At 43.3% G+C, this 17,390-nt stretch carries 15 protein-coding genes, 3 tRNA genes and 1 pseudogene; 17 read left to right on the top strand and 2 right to left on the bottom strand.

All coding sequences use genetic code 11. The features are described 5' to 3' along the window. Nucleotides 1-55 precede the first annotated feature (55 nt). Genes rnc through acpS form a run of 5 tightly spaced genes read left to right on the top strand, consistent with a single transcriptional unit; the run spans nt 56 to nt 3,581 of the window. Nucleotides 56-739, top strand: coding sequence for a ribonuclease III (gene rnc / locus A3766_RS06710; RefSeq protein ID WP_068552847.1), 684 nt, complete (start codon nt 56-58; stop codon nt 737-739). A 15-nt stretch (nt 740-754) separates the two neighbouring features. Further along, nucleotides 755-1,678 (top strand): GTPase Era, encoded by a 924-nt coding sequence (gene era, locus A3766_RS06705; protein WP_068507888.1) that lies wholly within the window; start codon nt 755-757, stop codon nt 1,676-1,678. Nucleotides 1,679-1,707: 29 nt separating this feature from the next. Then, on the top strand, nt 1,708-2,448 hold the full coding sequence (gene recO / locus A3766_RS06700; protein WP_082880395.1) for a DNA repair protein RecO: 741 nt from the start codon (nt 1,708-1,710) through the stop codon (nt 2,446-2,448). Between the two features lie 5 nt (nt 2,449-2,453). Then, nucleotides 2,454-3,194: a pyridoxine 5'-phosphate synthase gene (gene pdxJ / locus A3766_RS06695; protein ID WP_068507886.1), complete on the top strand. Its 741-nt coding sequence runs from the start codon at nt 2,454-2,456 to the stop codon at nt 3,192-3,194. Between the two features lie 9 nt (nt 3,195-3,203). Then, a complete protein-coding gene (acpS, locus tag A3766_RS06690; RefSeq protein ID WP_068507884.1) occupies nt 3,204-3,581 on the top strand; it encodes a holo-ACP synthase in 378 nt (125 codons plus the stop codon). 3 nt (nt 3,582-3,584) lie between these two features. Here the strand turns inward: acpS and A3766_RS06685 are convergent, their stop codons facing one another. Both A3766_RS06685 and A3766_RS06680 read right to left on the bottom strand, forming a co-directional pair. After that, nucleotides 3,585-4,187, bottom strand: coding sequence for a YfaZ family outer membrane protein (locus tag A3766_RS06685; protein WP_082865048.1), 603 nt, complete (start codon nt 4,185-4,187; stop codon nt 3,585-3,587). 77 nt (nt 4,188-4,264) lie between these two features. Beyond that, the gene (locus A3766_RS06680) at nt 4,265-5,272 is read right to left on the bottom strand and encodes a DUF3187 family protein (protein ID WP_068637670.1); all 1,008 of its coding nucleotides are present in this window, start codon (nt 5,270-5,272) and stop codon (nt 4,265-4,267) included. A 175-nt stretch (nt 5,273-5,447) separates the two neighbouring features. On the opposite strand from A3766_RS06680, the gene A3766_RS06675 reads away from it, so the two are divergent. The 12 genes and pseudogenes from A3766_RS06675 to A3766_RS06620 form a co-directional block, all read left to right on the top strand. Beyond that, a complete protein-coding gene (locus tag A3766_RS06675) occupies nt 5,448-7,799 on the top strand; it encodes a response regulator (protein ID WP_068507880.1) in 2,352 nt (783 codons plus the stop codon). A gap of 57 nt (nt 7,800-7,856) precedes the next feature. Further along, nucleotides 7,857-8,318, top strand: a complete 462-nt coding sequence (locus A3766_RS06670) for a PilZ domain-containing protein (protein WP_068507878.1) — start codon at nt 7,857-7,859, stop codon at nt 8,316-8,318. Nucleotides 8,319-8,579: 261 nt separating this feature from the next. Continuing rightward, the gene (gene alaS, locus A3766_RS06665; protein WP_068507877.1) at nt 8,580-11,177 is read left to right on the top strand and encodes an alanine--tRNA ligase; all 2,598 of its coding nucleotides are present in this window, start codon (nt 8,580-8,582) and stop codon (nt 11,175-11,177) included. A 55-nt stretch (nt 11,178-11,232) separates the two neighbouring features. Then, nucleotides 11,233-12,456 carry an aspartate kinase gene (locus tag A3766_RS06660; RefSeq protein WP_068507874.1) on the top strand — a complete coding sequence of 408 codons (1,224 nt, stop codon included), beginning with the start codon at nt 11,233-11,235 and terminating at the stop codon, nt 12,454-12,456. Between the two features lie 180 nt (nt 12,457-12,636). Next, nucleotides 12,637-12,828 carry a carbon storage regulator CsrA gene (csrA, locus tag A3766_RS06655; RefSeq protein ID WP_068507871.1) on the top strand — a complete coding sequence of 64 codons (192 nt, stop codon included), beginning with the start codon at nt 12,637-12,639 and terminating at the stop codon, nt 12,826-12,828. A 98-nt stretch (nt 12,829-12,926) separates the two neighbouring features. Beyond that, nucleotides 12,927-13,016, top strand: a tRNA-Ser gene (locus A3766_RS06650). Nucleotides 13,017-13,046: 30 nt separating this feature from the next. Continuing rightward, nucleotides 13,047-13,123 (top strand) — tRNA-Arg (locus tag A3766_RS06645). Nucleotides 13,124-13,152: 29 nt separating this feature from the next. Further along, nucleotides 13,153-13,229, top strand: a tRNA-Arg gene (locus tag A3766_RS06640). 204 nt (nt 13,230-13,433) lie between these two features. Beyond that, entirely contained in the window at nt 13,434-13,676 is a 243-nt protein-coding gene (locus A3766_RS06635) for an OadG family protein (RefSeq protein ID WP_068507869.1), read from the top strand. A gap of 43 nt (nt 13,677-13,719) precedes the next feature. Beyond that, entirely contained in the window at nt 13,720-15,507 is a 1,788-nt protein-coding gene (oadA, locus tag A3766_RS06630) for a sodium-extruding oxaloacetate decarboxylase subunit alpha (protein WP_068507867.1), read from the top strand. 13 nt (nt 15,508-15,520) lie between these two features. After that, entirely contained in the window at nt 15,521-16,849 is a 1,329-nt protein-coding gene (locus A3766_RS06625; protein WP_068507864.1) for a sodium ion-translocating decarboxylase subunit beta, read from the top strand. Between the two features lie 114 nt (nt 16,850-16,963). After that, nucleotides 16,964-17,390 (top strand): annotated as a pseudogene (locus A3766_RS06620) (alpha/beta hydrolase); the annotation flags it as partial.

The raw sequence follows: 17,390 nt of genomic DNA, 5'->3' as shown, positions 1-17,390 counted from the left end.
TTATCACCGTCTTTTTTGGAAAAGGCTTGAGCAAAGTTTGGAAAAATTAGTCCCTATGAAACAAAATCGCTTGAGTGCGCTTGAACGAAAAATTGGTTATGCGTTCAAAGATCAAAGCCTGCTAGATTTAGCGTTAACGCATCGTAGCTTTAAAGGTGCGAACAATGAACGCCTGGAGTATTTAGGGGATGCCATACTTAGCTTTGTTATTGCTGAATATCTGTTTCAACACTTCTCGTCTGCAAAAGAAGGTCAGCTAAGCCGTTTGCGCTCTTTGTTGGTAAAAGGGGTAACGCTGGCAGAGATTGGTAAAGAATTTAAGCTAGGCGACTATTTGAACTTAGGGGGCGGTGAGCTGAAGAGTGGTGGCTTTAGGCGGGAGTCGATTATTGCTGATGCTCTGGAAGCCGTCATTGGTGCTATCTATTTAGACAGCGATCATTCAACTTGCCGAGAAGTTGTTTTATCGTGGTATGAGCCGCGTTTCGCTAACTTGTCTTTAGATAATACCGAAAAAGACCCTAAAACCCGCCTACAAGAATATCTGCAATCTATAAAGAAAGACCTCCCGAAATATGAAGTTATTAAGGTCACAGGTGAAGCTCATGATCAGACTTTCTTTGTCGAGTGTGAGGTTGCATCAATGAGTATCAGAACAAATAGTGAAGGCCCTAGTCGACGAATAGCTGAGCAAAAATCAGCAAAGCAAGCGCTGGCTATTCTGGAAGAAAAGTCATAACCCTGGAGTATTATCATGACTGAATTCGACTTGGAAAGTTTTAATAACCCGAATACCCGTTGTGGCTATGTCGCCATTGTTGGGCGCCCTAATGTCGGCAAATCAACGTTGCTAAATCGTATATTGGGTCAAAAGATTAGTATTACCTCAAAGAAGCCTCAGACCACGCGTCACCAGATTTTAGGGATCAAAACCGAAGGCGAAGCGCAAGTCGTTTATGTTGATACACCTGGTTTGCACCTGAAAGAACATAAAGCGATTAATCGATATATGAATAAAGCGGCGTCAGATTCGCTTAAGCATGTTGATGTTATTGTCTTTTTGGTTGATCGAACCAAGTGGACAGAGGAAGATAGCTTCGTGCTTGAAAAAATCCAAGCTGCAAAAGCGCCTGTAATTCTCGTGTTAAATAAAGTTGATCAGGCAAAAGAAAAAGGTGCTTTGTTACCGCACATTCAAGTTTTGGCTGAGAAGCATTCGTTCAACGAAATTATTCCAGTTTCTGCCAAGCATGGACATAATGTTGATTCTCTTGAAAAACTAATTGATAGCTTCCTTCCAAACAGTATTCATTACTATCCTGAAGATCAAGTGACTGACAGAAGTCAGCGCTTTCTGGCTGCTGAGCTTGTGCGTGAGAAGATCATGCGACAGCTGGGGGAAGAGCTACCTTATGCGGTGACTGTAGAGATTGAAGAGTTTAAACAGGTTAAGCACGTGCTGCATATTAGCGCGCTAATACTTGTAGAGCGCAGTGGTCAAAAGAAAATCGTTATTGGTGACAAGGGTGAACAAATAAAAATCATTGGCCGTGATGCTCGTAAAGAAATGGAGCGCTTGTTTGATACCAAGGTGATGTTAAACCTATGGGTTAAGGTCAAAAGTGGTTGGTCTGATGATGAAAGGGCTTTAAAGAGTTTGGGTTATCGAGACGAGTAAGGCTCCTTTAAATAGGGGGCGGTCAGTGCATGAGTATGATTGAGGAGCAGCAAGCGGTTTATGTTTTGAACCGGCGCCCTTATCAGGAGTCCAGTCTTTTAGTTGATGTGTTTTCACTTAATTTCGGACGGCTTACTTTGATCGCAAAAGGGGCCTTGCGAAAAGGAAGTGCTTGGTCAGCCTTGCTTCAACCCTTTCAGGCTCTTTTGCTCTCTTGGAGTGGCCGCTCTTCAATCAAAACACTTCGATCCGTCGATGTTCCAAGCCAGCCCTATAAGCTTCGCGCAAACTATCTTTTTAGTGCTTACTACCTTAATGAATTGGTTCTGAAGCTAGTACCGGACAATGAGCCAAGCCTGGGAGTGTTCTCAAACTATGTAGATTGTTTGGATCAGCTAGCTGAAGGGCAAGACTTGCAGCGCTGTTTGCGAAAATTTGAATACCTTTTACTGAGTGAGCTAGGATTACTGCCTGATTTTGAACATGATATTTATGGTCACAAGATTCAGAAGGATCAGGGATATAAGTTTCTTTCACAGCAAGGTTTTGAAGGAGTTGGTAAGGCCAGCTCTAACTTAGGAAGTGTGTTTATTATAAGTGGAAAAGCAATATCGCTTATCAGTACTTTAGATATTGTTAATGGCTCTACCTGGCAAAAGGAAGAGTACTTAAAGGCCAAGCAGTTGATGCGCTATCTGGTTGATGATGCTTTGGGTGGTCAGGTGATAAAAAGTCGAGAGTTATTTCGTCCGATAAAGTTTAAGGGGTAAATTTGATGGAAAATCCTAATGGCAGAGTTTTATTAGGCGTGAACGTTGATCACGTGGCAACCTTGAGAGAGGCTCGTGGCACACGTTACCCTGACCCTGTTCAAGCTGCTTTACTGGCTGAAGAGGCTGGAGCAGATGGTATTACAATTCATCCGCGTGAAGATCGACGCCATATTCAAGAGCGAGATGTACTGGTGATGAAGGAAACCTTGCAAACTCGAATGAATCTTGAAATGGCAGTAACCGAAAATATGCTAGGGCTTGCCGAGAAGGTTAAGCCTGAACATTGTTGTTTGGTGCCTGAGAAAAGAGAGGAACTGACTACTGAGGGTGGCTTGGATGTCATTGCGCAGGAAGATCGTATTAAGGATGCCTGCGCTCGCTTGAGTGAGATTGGTTCAGAAGTTTCTCTGTTTATCGATCCTGAGCCTGCGCAAATTGAAGCGGCTGTTCGTTGCGGTGCTCAAGCCATTGAGATTCACACAGGGCATTATGCCGAGTGTAAGGATCCGCTTGAATTGCAAGCAGAGTTAGGAAGGATTCGTAGTGGTTTGAACTTGGCCTTGTCTCATGGCCTGATTGTTAATGCAGGGCACGGTTTGCACTATCATAATACGCATGCGATAGCGGCCATACCCGGTATTAACGAACTCAATATAGGGCATAGTATCATTGCTAGGGCTTTGTTTGTTGGCATAAAGGATGCGGTTCGTGAAATGAATGCCTTAATACAATCTACGAGCTAATAGTGAATTATGACTGTTAAAGGTATTGGCAATGACCTGGTTGAAATCCAGAGAATTGCCAGATCCCTCGAGCGTTATGGAGAGCGCTTTGCAAAGCGGATATTATCCCCCAACGAGTTTGACTCCTTTCTTGAATCGAATCGTCCAGACAACTTCTTAGCTAAGCGTTTTGCTGTCAAAGAAGCTGTATCAAAGGCTTTGGGTACTGGGGTCTCTCAGGGTATTACCTGGCATGATATAGAGCTCGCGCATTCGGTGAGCGGGCAACCTGTTGCTGTCTTGCACCAAAAAGCAAAATTAAAAATGGAAGAAATGGGTGCAGAGACTATACACATTAGTTTATCTGATGAATCCGGCTTAGTCTCTGCGTTTGCAGTGCTCTCCTGAGTCTTATAGTGCTAACTGAAGACCAAGGTATACGCCGCTTTCAAGGGTTTCATTCTTGCCATCTAATTCGCTGCCAACATTCATATAGCGGAAGCCGAATGCGATATCGGCATTTTCAATAATTCGGTAATTGACTTGGGTTCTAAAACGACTGAACTCGTCAGAGTCTCCAAAAGATAGTACCTTGGGCGCATAATGTAGATCTGTTTCAAATGATAAGCCAGGTGCGCTTGGTAGGTTTAGCCTTAGTGAACCGCCAATTCCAACAGCAGTACCTTTGAAATCCTCGATTTTAAAAAAGTTACTTTCAAATCCAATAGCAACTGTTGCTGGCATATTACCGATAACGGTTTGTCCTTTTGCATGTAGGTCAACGTTTAGAATATTGGTTGTGTAATCGTCATCTTTATAGAAGTACCCCATGCCAAACCTTGCCTTAGACCGGCTATTATCTTTAGTATAGTTTCCGTGAACCGCGTCATTGCTGAGTCTGAGATCAATCTCATCAGCATGGGCTGTGGGTGTAGATAGTACAAGTGTATATCCGATCAACCCGATAAATGATAATAAGCCAGGGTTTAACTTTCCTTTTTTAAAGCATTGCATTGGTTTTCAAGTTCCTTGTTAGTCAATTCTTTACTTGGTAATTAAGTTCTTAACACCGAAAGTTTCTAAGGTGAGTTTTAAAGTCTAATTCTTAGGCTTGTCTTAAGGATCACATCTGGTACGGATCGTGGCCTAATGTCTTCAGCAATCATCAGATTTATTGATATATCCTGACTGAAACGGTGTGCGCTTTCAAAGGATATTTGCAGCGGTACCCAGCCAAGTTCACGTAGCTCTGTTTTGAACAAGGGGGAGTGAGTATCAATCTGACTTTTTAACTGCCAATTAGGACTAATTAGCCACGCGAACCCTGCGCGAAAAGAAAGGTTTACAGGATGCTGCTCAAGAATCTTAAGTTGCTCTGACTTTCCTATATAGCCAAGACCAGTACCGTACCATAAAGAAAGCTTTGTTTGTTCAAAAAAATTGCGCCTTTTGAACCACTCAGGGTTCTGCTGGGTGATGCTAAAATTTATGTCGAAGGCTTCACTGCCTGTTTGATTCGTGTAGTTGCCAGTGGGAATTTTAAGTGTAGCGTTGTATTGAGTATCGGAGATTTCTTTCATTTTCCATGCGAATGAAACCTCGGTGTCACCCCATGAAGACGCTTCCCGCTGAAAAGATAATACCTGCTGATTTTCAGAATAGAGTGTCCAGTTGAACCTATCGTGTTGCTTATCGGAGCGGCCATTTTGTGGAAGTGCTAATGCATCATGGAAGTGGAAAATAAATCGATCACCTAAACCGCCGCCATGTTTTATCCAGGACGCGTCTACCAGAATGCGAAGCTGTTGAGAATATTGGTATGAAACTGTGTTTCTAAATCTCCAGGTTTCTCCGTCTATGCGAAAATAGTCGCCATTTTTATCTGTAGTGCTGATGTAATTGGTGAGCGAAGCGTCTGATTGTAAATGAATCGATCCGATTTGCTCATTTGGGTAAAAGCTAGCTCTTGGGAGAGAGAAAAGCATAGCAATAGGGCTGTTGTTTCGAGCGTCTATTGTCTCGCTATTATAGGTTTGTGCAGCTTGTAATTGAGAGCTAAAAAGCACGATGTAGCAAAGGGTAGTAAGTATAGAGCGCATTAGCTTATGAAAATTAGTTAAATTAGAGTTCTAGGCTACCACGGTAAGCAATTTGCCACGAATTACCTTTGATTAAGAATTCTCGTTTTACATTTGCCATTGAACAGTACTACACGCCACGTAAGAATTTTGCTAGTGTTGCACAAGTTTTCACATCCCCTTCAGGAGATTTCATTTGCGCTTAACTAATACGCTAAAACAGCTAAAGAAAGCCCCCTTGCTTAAGCGTATTTGCTTATATAGCTTTTTGTTTAGCATATTGTTATCGCTTGGTATTGTTTTTACGAAAGGGGTTTACTCTTACCAAATGCAAGTTGATTCAATCAATGAGTGTTTAGATCATTTACTGTCTTCTAATCTTGACCCGATAAGTGAAGCTGTTTGGCGCGCAAACGATCAAAAGGTCGAAGCGATACTAATTGCGATGCTGGATGATTGTCATTTGCATATTTCTGGGAAAGAAACCAGAAAGTATACGCTCAGCTATGATGACGGTCGTACTATAACGGTTGGAAGTATTGGGGCCTCTGCCCGCATCGAGCAATCTGTCTATCCAATTAGTTATTGGAAGGGAGGGGAGGCTCAAGCCTACTGGTTAGGAGAGCTGGCTGTCGTCCAGAGTTTAGATGGGGTCATTGAAGAGGTTTCTAGGGAAGGACTGACTAGCTTTTTATTGTATGTGCTGGTTGTCGCTTGTTGCTCGCTAACGAGTGTTTTGCTTGGATATCAGATTGTTGTTAGGCGCTTGCGTCAGTTTATGATTGACCTGAAAAACCAGAATGTAGATGAGTCTATGAAGAGGCTTTCTTCATTAGAGGATACTGAGGTCTCTGAACTGTGGTTATCGATTCTAGAGTATAAGCAGGAGATGGAAGAGCGTCTGTATAAGTCTGAGGCTCGTTTAACGTTGTCGCAGAAGGAGTTAGAAGCAGCACGCAAGAACAGCGAGACGAAAAGCTTGTTTCTAGCAAAAATGAGCCATGAGTTGCGAACGCCAATGAACGGGTTGCTAGGTTTCACTTCGTTATTGCTGGAATCGAAGTTGGAAGATGAACAGCGTGAGTATGCTCAAACTATTCAGGTGTCTTTAGAGTCATTGTTGTACGTTGTAAATGATGTCTTGGACCTTTCCAGAATCGAGTCGGGCGATCTTATGATTACGACGATACCGTTCAATTTAAGAGGGGTGTTATCCGGTGTTACTATTCTTTTGAAAAACAGGGCTGAGTCAAAGGGCCTTGTGTTCGAGAGCCGAATTAGCCCCGATATTCCACAGACTTTACGAGGAGACCCTGTACGAATACGACAAGTATTGATGAACCTAGTTGCTAACGCGATCCAGCACACTGAGAAGGGTCACGTTTTTATTAATGTTGATCTTTTGTCTCAAAAGAATTCTCGAGCGGCCATTCGTTTGTCAATTGAAGATAGTGGTAGTAAGCCTATACAGAGGCTTAATAAGCGGGTTGATGTTGCTGATATAGGTTTTTCTTCGGAACTGAGGGAAAAGCGTAGCTTGGGCCTGGATATTTGCTACCAGTTAGTTGATCTCATGGGTAGTACATTGCTGAACGAATCAAAAGAAGATGATGGGTCTACTTATTGGTTCGAGTTGAACTTGCCGGTAGTTCGTGGCGATAACTCCAGAGAGTTGTTGGATTTGTCCTTGCTGAAAACGCTCAAAGTACTGGTGATCGATTCGTATGAGCTTAGTCGTAAAATTACACTTGAACTCTTAAGCGAGTGGGGGATTCAGTTCGAGGCGGTGGGGACTGCTGCAGAAGCGATAAAAGCCTTGCATTCTTATGCTGGAAGTGAAGAGCAGTTCAACATGATCTTGTGTGATGACATCTTACAGGATTTGTCGGGTGTAGAAGCTTGTCAGATGATTCGCCAGTCTATCGTTGATCCTGTGCAGATCGTTGTTTTATGTTCAAATCCACAGTTGGGTGATGCGGAAGGCTTCTTTTTGGCAGGAGCTAGTGGCTTTTTGAGTAAGCAGTTCCGTGACCCGTTTTTGAGGGGAGTTATGTGTCAGGCCTATGCTGAGCGATTCCGTCAGGGAAGTGAGCGTCGCTTGGTGACGCGATATACCGTGAGTGATGCTGAAGAAAGTTCGGACCCCGAAGTTATAGATCTACAGGACCAAACCAAGTCCAATATATTAATTGTCGAAGATAACATTGTTAACCAGCAGCTTGTTATGCGTATGCTGGAGCGTAATGGCTGCCAGGTAGACCTGGCGGTAAATGGGTTTGAGGCAATTGAGCTATTTAAGAAGAATAAATATGCTTTAATTTTTATGGATTGTTTAATGCCTGAAATGGATGGCTATGAAACCACGCAAATAATACGTGAGATCGAACGATCCAAGCCTGAACGTGGTCGTACGCCAATTGTGGCTTTAACAGCAAATGCTTTTGAAGAAGAAGCTGAGGGATGCTTCCAGGTCGGTATGGATGAGTTTATGACGAAGCCATTCAAAATAGCGCAATTGGAAATGGTGTTAGAAAGGCATATCAACTAAACTGTACTTTGCCTACAATAAATTCTTAGTGAATAATAAGTGAGATTAACAAGAGTTATGAGAGCCTATATACGCCACCCGGCAGACGTACCAATAGAGTTTACGGCAGTTGATGAACTCTCACCTGAAAATGGTGCGGAATCGCTTGGTGCTGAAGGTGGCCATGTTGCTCTTGAAAAGTCAGTAGCCCAAGACGTTAGCTTGGGTGGTTTGAGTTTTAGTTCGAAACAGCGTTTAAAAGTCGGGTCAGTAGTAAATATTAAGATTCCGATTGTCGATCCTCCATTTGAAGCTCAGGCTAAGGTTATTTGGTGTTTGTCACGCCCGGATCGTTTTGAAGCGGGCATAGAGTTTACGAGTAGAGAGGATGCCTTTACTGCGCGTATGGTAGAGCAAGTTTGCCATATCGAACATTATCGAATGTGGGTTCAAGAGGTTGAAGGCCGCACGATAGATGGTGAACATGCTGCTGAAGAGTGGATAGGCAAGTTTGCACACGATTTTCCAGATATTACCTAAGATTTTAGTTATTTAAGGTCCCTTCTTTTTTCTTTCCTTTTCTATAGCTTTTCGTTAACCAGCTAACTTTAGGGTGCTTCCTTCGGCTTAACCGAGTTTTTTGTCGGGCGCTTTTTGCTTCCGGTAGCGACTATGTAAAAAAGTTGTAAATAGCGCGAGGAATCCAGTGTTTGGGTGGGGATGTTTGTGATAGAGTATCGCGCTCTTTTGGTTTAAAAAAACTGATTTTTCAGGAAAGTACAATAACAGGTGAGTTTTGTTATGAAAACGGCAGAGATCCGTCACGCATTTTTGAGCTTTTTTAATCGTAATAAACACGAGATTGTCGATAGTAGTTCTTTGGTTCCGGCAGATGATCCGACCTTGTTGTTTACAAATGCGGGAATGAATCAGTTTAAAGATACGTTTTTGGGAAAAGAGTCACGAGCTTATAATCGAGCGACCACCTCGCAAAAATGCGTCCGTGCTGGCGGTAAACATAACGATCTTGAAAACGTAGGTTATACAGCTCGCCATCACACCTTTTTTGAAATGCTAGGTAACTTCAGTTTTGGCGACTATTTTAAACAGGATGCAATTCGGTTTGCATGGCAATTTTTAACTGAAGAGTTAAATATACCGCAAGAAAAACTGTGGGTGACTGTCTATAAAGATGATAAAGAAGCTGAAGATATCTGGTTTAATGAAATCGGTATCGACCAGTCACGTTTTTCAAGGCTAGGAGAGAAAGATAACTTTTGGTCTATGGGAGATACCGGGCCTTGTGGGCCGTGTACCGAAATTTTTTATGATCATGGTGAGGATATTGCTGGTGATCCTCCTGGTGGTCCAAATGACGACGGTGATCGTTATATTGAAATTTGGAACCTCGTTTTCATGCAGTTTAATCGTACTGCTGACGGAGTGATGCATGACCTACCAAAGCCTTCTGTAGATACCGGTATGGGTTTGGAGCGTATTGCTGCCGTGATGCAGGATGTGCATACAAACTACGAAATTGATCTTTTTCAGACCATTCTAAATGGCGCATCCAAAATATTGGGTGGCGTTTCTATTGAAGAAAAATCTCTGCGGGTTATTGCTGATCATATTCGTGCCAGTGCCTTCTTGATTTCTGATGGTGTAATGCCTTCGAATGAGGGGCGTGGTTATACACTTCGCAGAATTATTCGCCGCGCTATTCGGCATGGAAATAAACTTGGTGCTTCTGAGCCGTTTTTCTATCGCCTTGTCGAGGTTTTGATTGACGCGATGGGTGAAGCTTACCCTGAGCTCAAGGTTTCCCGGAAGCAAGTAGAGCAAATCTTGCTTCAGGAAGAAGAGCAGTTCTCCAAAACGCTTGATAAGGGAATGAAGGTTCTGGAGTCAGATATTGCGTCTCTGGATAGTACCGTTATTTCTGGTGCGACGGTCTTTACTTTATATGATACTTACGGCTTCCCGGTTGATTTGACTAATGATATCGCTCGTGAGCGAGGGTTAACGCTAGATCACGAGGGTTATGAAGCTGCAATGGAAACGCAGCGAGAAAGAGCGCGCGCGTCGAGCAAATTTGGTGTTGATTACAACGACTCTTTGGATATTTCGGGGAGTACCGAGTTTGTTGGCTATGAAAGTTTTGATCATGAGTCAGAGGTACTGTCGGTTACGGTTGATGGTGAGAATGCCAAGGCTGGAGCTGGCGAGCAGTGTATCGTGGTATTGGCGTCGACACCTTTCTATGCAGAGTCGGGTGGTCAGGCTGGCGATACTGGTGTCCTCGAGTGGGATGGTGGTAAAGCACTGGTAAAAGATACCCAGAAACAAGAAAATCATTTTTTACATATTTGCCAGATTGAAAGTGGTGAGTTGTCATCAGGTGTTTCTGTTAAGGCATCCATTGATAGTGTTCAGCGTGATGCGACCGCTCTAAATCACTCGGCAACTCACTTGTTGCATGCAGCGCTTAGGCAGATTCTAGGAGAGCACGTCGTTCAGAAAGGTTCTTTGTGTAATGGTGAGCGTCTGCGTTTTGATTTTGCGCATTATGAAGCTGTTACGCCTGAGCAGTTGTTAGAAATAGAGTCTATGGTCAACGCGAGAATTCGAGAGAACTCTTTAGTAACAACGACTTTAACAGATATAAAAACGGCCAAACAAATGGGCGCTATGGCGCTGTTTGGAGAGAAGTATGGTGAGAATGTTCGAGTTCTCTCGATGGGGGATGATAACTTTTCTGTGGAGTTATGCGGTGGAACACATGCCCAGCGTACGGGTGATATTGGCTCGCTAGTGATAGTGTCTGAAGGTGGAATTTCCTCAGGTGTTCGCCGTATAGAGGCTTTATCTGGTGCAGAGGCTGAAGCTTGGAATCGAGAGTCGCAAGCGCAGTTGAAAAATGTCGCAAGTGTTTTCAAGGCGGGTAGAGAAGATGTTCTTGAAAAAGCAAATCAGTGGGTAGAAAAGTGTCGTGCGCTTGAGAAAGAGTTAGAGGTATTTAAGCAGAAAGCTGCAGCTGACGCAGGTTCTCAATTGGCTGACAAGGCAGTGGACGTTGCTGGGGTTAAAGTAGTTGCGGCTCAGTTATCGGGTGTAGATCGTAAAGGTCTGGAAGACGCTGTAGACAAGCTTAAGAACCAGTTTGAGAATGCGGTGGTTTTATTGGCTTCTGTAGACGGAGATAAAATTGCCTTGGTTGCTGGTGTGACGAAATCAATTTCCAAGCAGTACAAAGCTGGAGATTTGATGAAAGTCGTTGCGGCAGGTGTTGGTGGTAAAGGTGGTGGCCGGCCTGATTTTGCGAAGGGCGGTGGTACAGATGTTACTGCTCTAGAAGAAACCTTGGCGTCGGTAGCTGGATGGGTTGAGTCCCAGCAGTAGTTGCTTATTTAGTGTTAGGTTCTAAGTCTACAATTAAGAGGTTTTAAATAGGTCAATGGCCCTGATTGTTCAAAAATATGGCGGTACTTCAGTCGGTACGACTGAGCGTATCCAAGCTGTGGCAGAGAAAGTAAAAAAGTTTCGAGATTCAGGTGATGATGTTGTAGTGGTTGTCTCTGCAATGAGTGGAGAGACTAACAGGTTAATATCATTGGCCGATGCAATATCTAAGGATCCTGTACCTCGTGAAATGGATGTGCTGGTGTCGACCGGTGAGCAGGTGACGATTGCTTTGTTGAGTATGGCTTTGCAGCAGATTGATTGTGATGCAATGTCTATGACAGGTGGTCAGGTTCGTATTTTGACTGATCAGTCTCATATGAAGGCAAGAATACAGGATATTGATGAGTCGCGAATGCGCGAGGCCTTGTCTGCGGGTAAAGTTGTGGTTGTTGCTGGTTTTCAGGGAGTTGATGAGGATCATAATATTACGACGCTTGGTCGTGGCGGGTCAGATACCACTGCTGTTGCTCTAGCGGCTGCGCTCAAAGCGGATGAATGTCAGATTTATACAGATGTCGACGGAGTGTATACAACGGACCCAAGGGTTGTTGATAGTGCGCGCCGTATGGAAAAAGTGACATTTGAAGAAATGATAGAAATGGCGAGTTTGGGCTCTAAGGTTTTGCAGATTAGGGCGGTTGAATTTGCCGGGAAATATAGTGTGCCTTTAAGAGTGCTATCTTCGTTTGAGGATGGGCCAGGTACCTTGATTACGATTGATAGTGAGGAAAATATGGAGCAGGCTGCCGTTTCGGGGATTGCCTTTAATCGTGATGAGGCAAAATTGACCTTGGTAGGTGTGCCGGATATTCCAGGCGTTGCCTCGAAGATATTGCGCCCTATTAGTGACAAGAATATTGAAGTTGACATGATTGTACAGAATGTTGGCTTGGATAAAAAAACTGACTTTACCTTTACGGTTCATAGAAATGACTATAAAAAGGCGAAAGCGGTATTAGAAGAAGTATGTGAGAAGCTTGGTGCTGAGAGGACTGCAGGTGATAACGATATTGCAAAAGTATCTATCGTCGGTGTAGGGATGCGGTCTCATGCAGGGGTAGCTACCAAGATGTTTGAAGCTTTGTCTGATGAAGGTATAAATATTCAGATGATTTCGACTTCGGAGATTAAGATTTCTGTTGTGATCGATGAGAAGTATCTAGAGTTGGCCGTAAGGACGCTTCATGGTGCTTTTGATCTGGCGCAGGAACATTAATTCAAGGCGAACAGTATTTTCACAATTTATAACTAAATAGAAAATGTGCAAGATTAATCCACTTAAAACTATCTTTTTGAGAAATTTCGATAATACTCTTTAAGTGCTCGTTGTTATCTCTTTTGAGGTGGCAGTAAGAAGCTTTTTTGGATGAATATTGCATAATAAAAGGAGCTAAGAATGCTTATATTGACTCGTCGAGTAGGTGAGACTTTAATGGTTGGTGATGACGTTACTGTTACCGTATTAGGTGTAAAGGGTAATCAAGTGCGTATTGGTGTGAACGCGCCTAGAGATGTCTCTGTTCATCGTGAAGAGATCTATCAGCGTATACAGAAAGAAAAGTCTGAAGCGCAGCAGTCTGACGACTAATTTGTGGTTAAAAAATACACAAGTTGATGTTTTTTAAAAAATAATTCAATGCGGTGTTGGCATTTAAAATAAATGTGTTAATATACGCCGCGTCTTGAGGAGAGATGGCCGAGAGGCTGAAGGCGCGCCCCTGCTAAGGGCGTATGGGGTAACACTCATCGAGGGTTCGAATCCCTCTCTCTCCGCCATTTAAATTAGGATGGCAGTTTTAAAGTTTAGCGGCTGTAGCTCAGCTGGATAGAGTACCTGGCTACGAACCAGGCGGTCGGAGGTTCGAATCCTCCCAGCCGCGCCACTTTAAAACATTCTTGATCAGCATCTAATGCGGCTGTAGCTCAGCTGGATAGAGTAACTGGCTTCGAACCAGTTGGTCGCAGGTTCGAATCCTGCCAGCCGTGCCATATTATTTCTCCTTTAAACCTATCTTATTTAACGCTTCTGTTAATTTAATATCCCTACTATACAGTTAAAAATTGTATTAAATCGTATTGCCTACAAACGCTAGAAAAGGTACATTACGCTCGCCTAGTAACATGTGTTACATTTGGGTGGTTTTTAGGATAATTTCCTTGTTATCAACAACAAATTGATTAGGTAGTCAGAATATGACTGATTTAATGTCTGAAGCAATAAACTTGATGTTGGTGGGTATGGGATTCGTTTTTGTATTTTTGACGATCTTAGTTTTTGCTACATCGTTCATGTCAAAAATGATTTTGAAATATGCGCCAGCACCTGAGCCTAAAGCTCCAGCTGCATCGCCAGTAACTCAAGCATCTAATGATGCGCAACTGTTAGCAGTACTCTCTGCTGCAGTAGACAAATATCGCTCAGACCACAAGAAGTGAGCGTGAATAAAATTTGAACCTTTAACAGAAGGCTTGATAGAAAATGACGGATTCGAACAAAAAACTCGGAATCACTGATGTCGTACTTCGTGATGCACATCAATCTTTATTAGCAACGCGTATGCGAATTGACGATATGCTGCCAATTGCTGAAAAGCTAGATCAGGTAGGCTATTGGTCACTTGAATCTTGGGGTGGCGCTACATTTGACTCCTGTATTCGATTTATTGGTGAAGATCCATGGGATCGTATCAGAGAATTGAAGAAAGTCATGCCTAATACTCCGCAGCAAATGTTGTTGCGAGGTCAAAATCTGTTAGGTTATAGACATTATGCTGATGACGTTGTTGATAAGTTCGTAGAGCGTGCTGTAAAAAATGGTGTTGAGGTATTCCGTGTTTTTGACGCGATGAACGACCCTCGCAACCTGGATCGTGCGCTTAAAGCTGTTAAAGCAAACGGCGGTCATGCTCAGGCAACGCTTTCCTATACAACAAGTCCTGTACATACTTTGGAAAGCTGGGTTAGCTTAGCGAAGCAGATTGAAGACTTGGGTGCAGATTCTATCGCTATTAAAGATATGGCCGGTACATTAACGCCTTATGCTGCTTCTGAGTTGGTTGGGCGTTTGAAAGCTCAGACTGATCTAGAAGTTCAATTACATGCACACGCGACTTCTGGCTTGTCAGATATGACAATTCTTAAAGCGGTTGAAGCAGGTATTGACCGTGTTGACACGGCTATTTCTTCAATGGCAATGACATACGGCCATACTGCGACTGAAAGTGTGGTTGCGGCATTGGCAGGTACTGGTCGTGATACTGGCTTGGACATGAAGCTTCTTGAAGAGATTGCTGCTTACTTCCGTAAGGTTCGTAAGAAGTACGCTAAGTTCGAAGGTTCATTGCGTGGTACTGATTCGCGAATTCTGATTGCCCAGGTTCCTGGTGGCATGTTGACCAACATGGAAAACCAGTTGAAAGAGCAGGGTGCTGCAGACAAATTTGATGCAGTGCTAGAAGAAATTCCACGTGTTCGTGAAGATCTTGGTCATATTCCTCTTGTAACACCTACTTCTCAGATTGTTGGAACCCAAGCGGTTCTGAACGTATTGACTGGCGAGCGCTATAAATCAATCTCTAAAGAGACTGCGGGTATTCTTAAAGGTGAATACGGTGCGGCTCCAGCTCCTTATAATAAAGAGCTACAGGATCGCGTTTTAGATGGTGGTGAAGCAATTACTTGCCGACCAGGAGACTTGCTTGAGCCAGAAATGGACAAGTTGACTGAGGAAGTTAAGAAACTTGCTGGCGAAAAAGGTATCAAGCTTGCTGATGAGACGGTCGATGATGTTCTGACTTATGCTCTGTTCCCTCAGATTGGTCTTAAGTTCCTAGAGAATCGTGACAATGCAGATGCATTTGAGCCGGTTCCAAGTGAAGATGACGTAAAAGCGGCAGCTAAGGGTGGTAAGGAAGTTTATACCATTAACGTTAGCGGTCAGTCTTACGTTGTTGAAGTTGAGGAAGGCGGTGATATCACAGGTATGGTTCCAGTTACTGGTGGTGCTCCTTTACAGGCTTCTGGTGGTGCGCCAGCAGCGGCTGCTCCTGCGGGTGGTGGTGATCCGGTTCCAGCTCCGTTAGCAGGTAACATCTTTAAGGTTGTTGCAACGCCTGGTCAAGTTGTTCAAGAGGGTGACTTGCTGTTGATTCTTGAAGCAATGAAGATGGAAACAGAAGTACGTGCACCACGAGCGGGTACTGTTGGAACGATTAGTGTCTCTGTTGGCGACTCAGTTGCCGTTGGCGATACTTTGATGACCTTATAAGGGTAGTCTGACAATGGAAAATATACTTAATTTATGGACCGGTAGTGGTCTTTATAATATCTCTATCGGCCAGTTCTCGATGATCGTTATTTGTCTCGGTCTTCTATATATGGCTATTAAAAAAGGCTTTGAGCCTTTGTTGCTATTGCCTATTGGTATGGGCGGGATATTGGCTAATATTCCAGAGGCTGGACTTGCTTTATCGGCCGCTGAAAATGCGATACATTTTCACAAGCCTGAAGTAATGATGGCTTTGGCAGAGGTTTTGAAAGTTCCTTTTGAAGCCGGTCAGGAAATGACGCAAGAGACCTTATATGCGTTTAAAGACGCTTATAAAATGGCAGATAGTGCTACTGCCGCTGCAGCTCATAACGTTGCTAGTGATGCGGGTTACGCTAATGGCATGTTGACAAACTTCTATAACGTAGTAATTGGCTCAATGGTTGGTCCTTTGCTTATCTTTATGGGTGTTGGTGCAATGACGGACTTTGGTCCAATGCTGGCTAACCCTAAAACTATTTTGCTAGGTGCTGCTGCGCAGTTTGGTATTTTCGGTACCGTTCTAGGTGCTGCTTTCCTCACAAGTATGCAAATTGGTGGTGTTTCATTTACGATTGAAGAAGCTGCTACGATCGGTATTATCGGTGGTGCAGATGGACCTACTTCTATCTTCGTATCAAGTGTACTAGCACCGCACCTATTGGGCGCGATTGCTGTCGCAGCTTATTCGTATATGGCGCTTGTTCCTGTTATTCAGCCTCCTATTATGAATGCTTTGACTACTCCTGAAGAGCGTAAGATTGAGATGGTTCAGCTTCGTACAGTTAATCAATTGGAAAAAATTCTTTTCCCGATTATTGTATTGATTCTGGTTGCACTTTGTCTTCCTGATGCTGCGCCTCTTTTGGGTATGTTCTGTCTTGGTAACTTGATGAAAGAGTCGGGCGTTGTGGACCGTCTTTCTGATACAGCCCAGAATGCTTTGATTAACATCGTAACTATTTTCTTAGGCCTTTCTGTTGGTTCTAAATTAAGTGCAGACAAATTCCTTGATTTTCAAACGCTGGGTATTTTGTTCTTGGGTATGGCTGCATTTGCAGTAGGTACCGGTACTGGTGTAATCATGGCTAAGTTGATGAACGTATTTAGTACTAACAAAGTTAACCCTCTGATTGGATCTGCTGGTGTATCAGCTGTTCCAATGGCTGCTCGTGTATCGAATAAGGTTGGTCTGGATAATAATCCTCAGAATTTCTTGTTGATGCATGCGATGGGGCCAAACGTAGCAGGTGTTATCGGTTCTGCAGTTGCTGCGGGCGTTATGATCAAGTTCTTAGGCTAGGAAGCCAGTAGTACTACTATAGAAACCCCGGCTTGTGCTGGGGTTTTTTTATTTGTGGGGCTAAGATAATAACTGTGAGATATCTTTTTATTGTTAACAGGGTTGTAGCTATAGATGGTTGAGAAAAAGCTAAGATTGCTAGATAAAGTTTTTTTATCTGTTCTTAATGGTGTGGAGCAGTTTGCTTTTTCGGAGAACTTTAATATCTCAAACTTGAGTTCATTCGATGAAATCTTTCAAGATGGCATCATGTCAGTTCGTCATTATCACCCATTAGAGGATGATGAGATTGAGATCGCGGGTGAGAAAATCAAGGTAGAGAAAAAGCGACACAAAACGCCCGTTATCTTGGTGCCGCCTTTAGCCGCAACATCAATGATATTTGATTTGATGCCGCATAGAAGTGTTGTTCGTTATTTTTTAGCGAATGGTTATGATGTTTACTTGGTTGATTGGGGAGATGTAACCGCAGATCATAAAAACCTGTCGCTGGAAAGCTATGTGCTAGAGTGGATGCCAATGATCATGGATGCTGTCATTA

This window comes from Oleiphilus sp. HI0132 (genome assembly GCF_001635845.1).
The sequence above is the reverse complement of the archived record's forward strand: the minus strand, read 5'-3'. Positions and strand labels throughout refer to the sequence as shown.

Excerpts from the sequence above, each read along its gene's own strand:
- A3766_RS06635 (WP_068507869.1), top strand. The coding sequence starts at position 13,434 with ATGACTGATTTAATGTCTGAAGCAATAAACTTGATGTTGGTGGGTATG.
- A3766_RS06685 (WP_082865048.1), bottom strand. The coding sequence starts at position 4,187 with ATGCAATGCTTTAAAAAAGGAAAGTTAAACCCTGGCTTATTATCATTT.
- pdxJ (WP_068507886.1), top strand. The coding sequence starts at position 2,454 with ATGGAAAATCCTAATGGCAGAGTTTTATTAGGCGTGAACGTTGATCAC.
- rnc (WP_068552847.1), top strand. The coding sequence starts at position 56 with ATGAAACAAAATCGCTTGAGTGCGCTTGAACGAAAAATTGGTTATGCG.
- A3766_RS06680 (WP_068637670.1), bottom strand. The coding sequence starts at position 5,272 with ATGCGCTCTATACTTACTACCCTTTGCTACATCGTGCTTTTTAGCTCT.
- alaS (WP_068507877.1), top strand. The coding sequence starts at position 8,580 with ATGAAAACGGCAGAGATCCGTCACGCATTTTTGAGCTTTTTTAATCGT.
- csrA (WP_068507871.1), top strand. The coding sequence starts at position 12,637 with ATGCTTATATTGACTCGTCGAGTAGGTGAGACTTTAATGGTTGGTGAT.
- recO (WP_082880395.1), top strand. The coding sequence starts at position 1,708 with ATGAGTATGATTGAGGAGCAGCAAGCGGTTTATGTTTTGAACCGGCGC.
- A3766_RS06625 (WP_068507864.1), top strand. The coding sequence starts at position 15,521 with ATGGAAAATATACTTAATTTATGGACCGGTAGTGGTCTTTATAATATC.
- A3766_RS06670 (WP_068507878.1), top strand. The coding sequence starts at position 7,857 with ATGAGAGCCTATATACGCCACCCGGCAGACGTACCAATAGAGTTTACG.
- A3766_RS06660 (WP_068507874.1), top strand. The coding sequence starts at position 11,233 with ATGGCCCTGATTGTTCAAAAATATGGCGGTACTTCAGTCGGTACGACT.
- era (WP_068507888.1), top strand. The coding sequence starts at position 755 with ATGACTGAATTCGACTTGGAAAGTTTTAATAACCCGAATACCCGTTGT.
- acpS (WP_068507884.1), top strand. The coding sequence starts at position 3,204 with ATGACTGTTAAAGGTATTGGCAATGACCTGGTTGAAATCCAGAGAATT.
- oadA (WP_068507867.1), top strand. The coding sequence starts at position 13,720 with ATGACGGATTCGAACAAAAAACTCGGAATCACTGATGTCGTACTTCGT.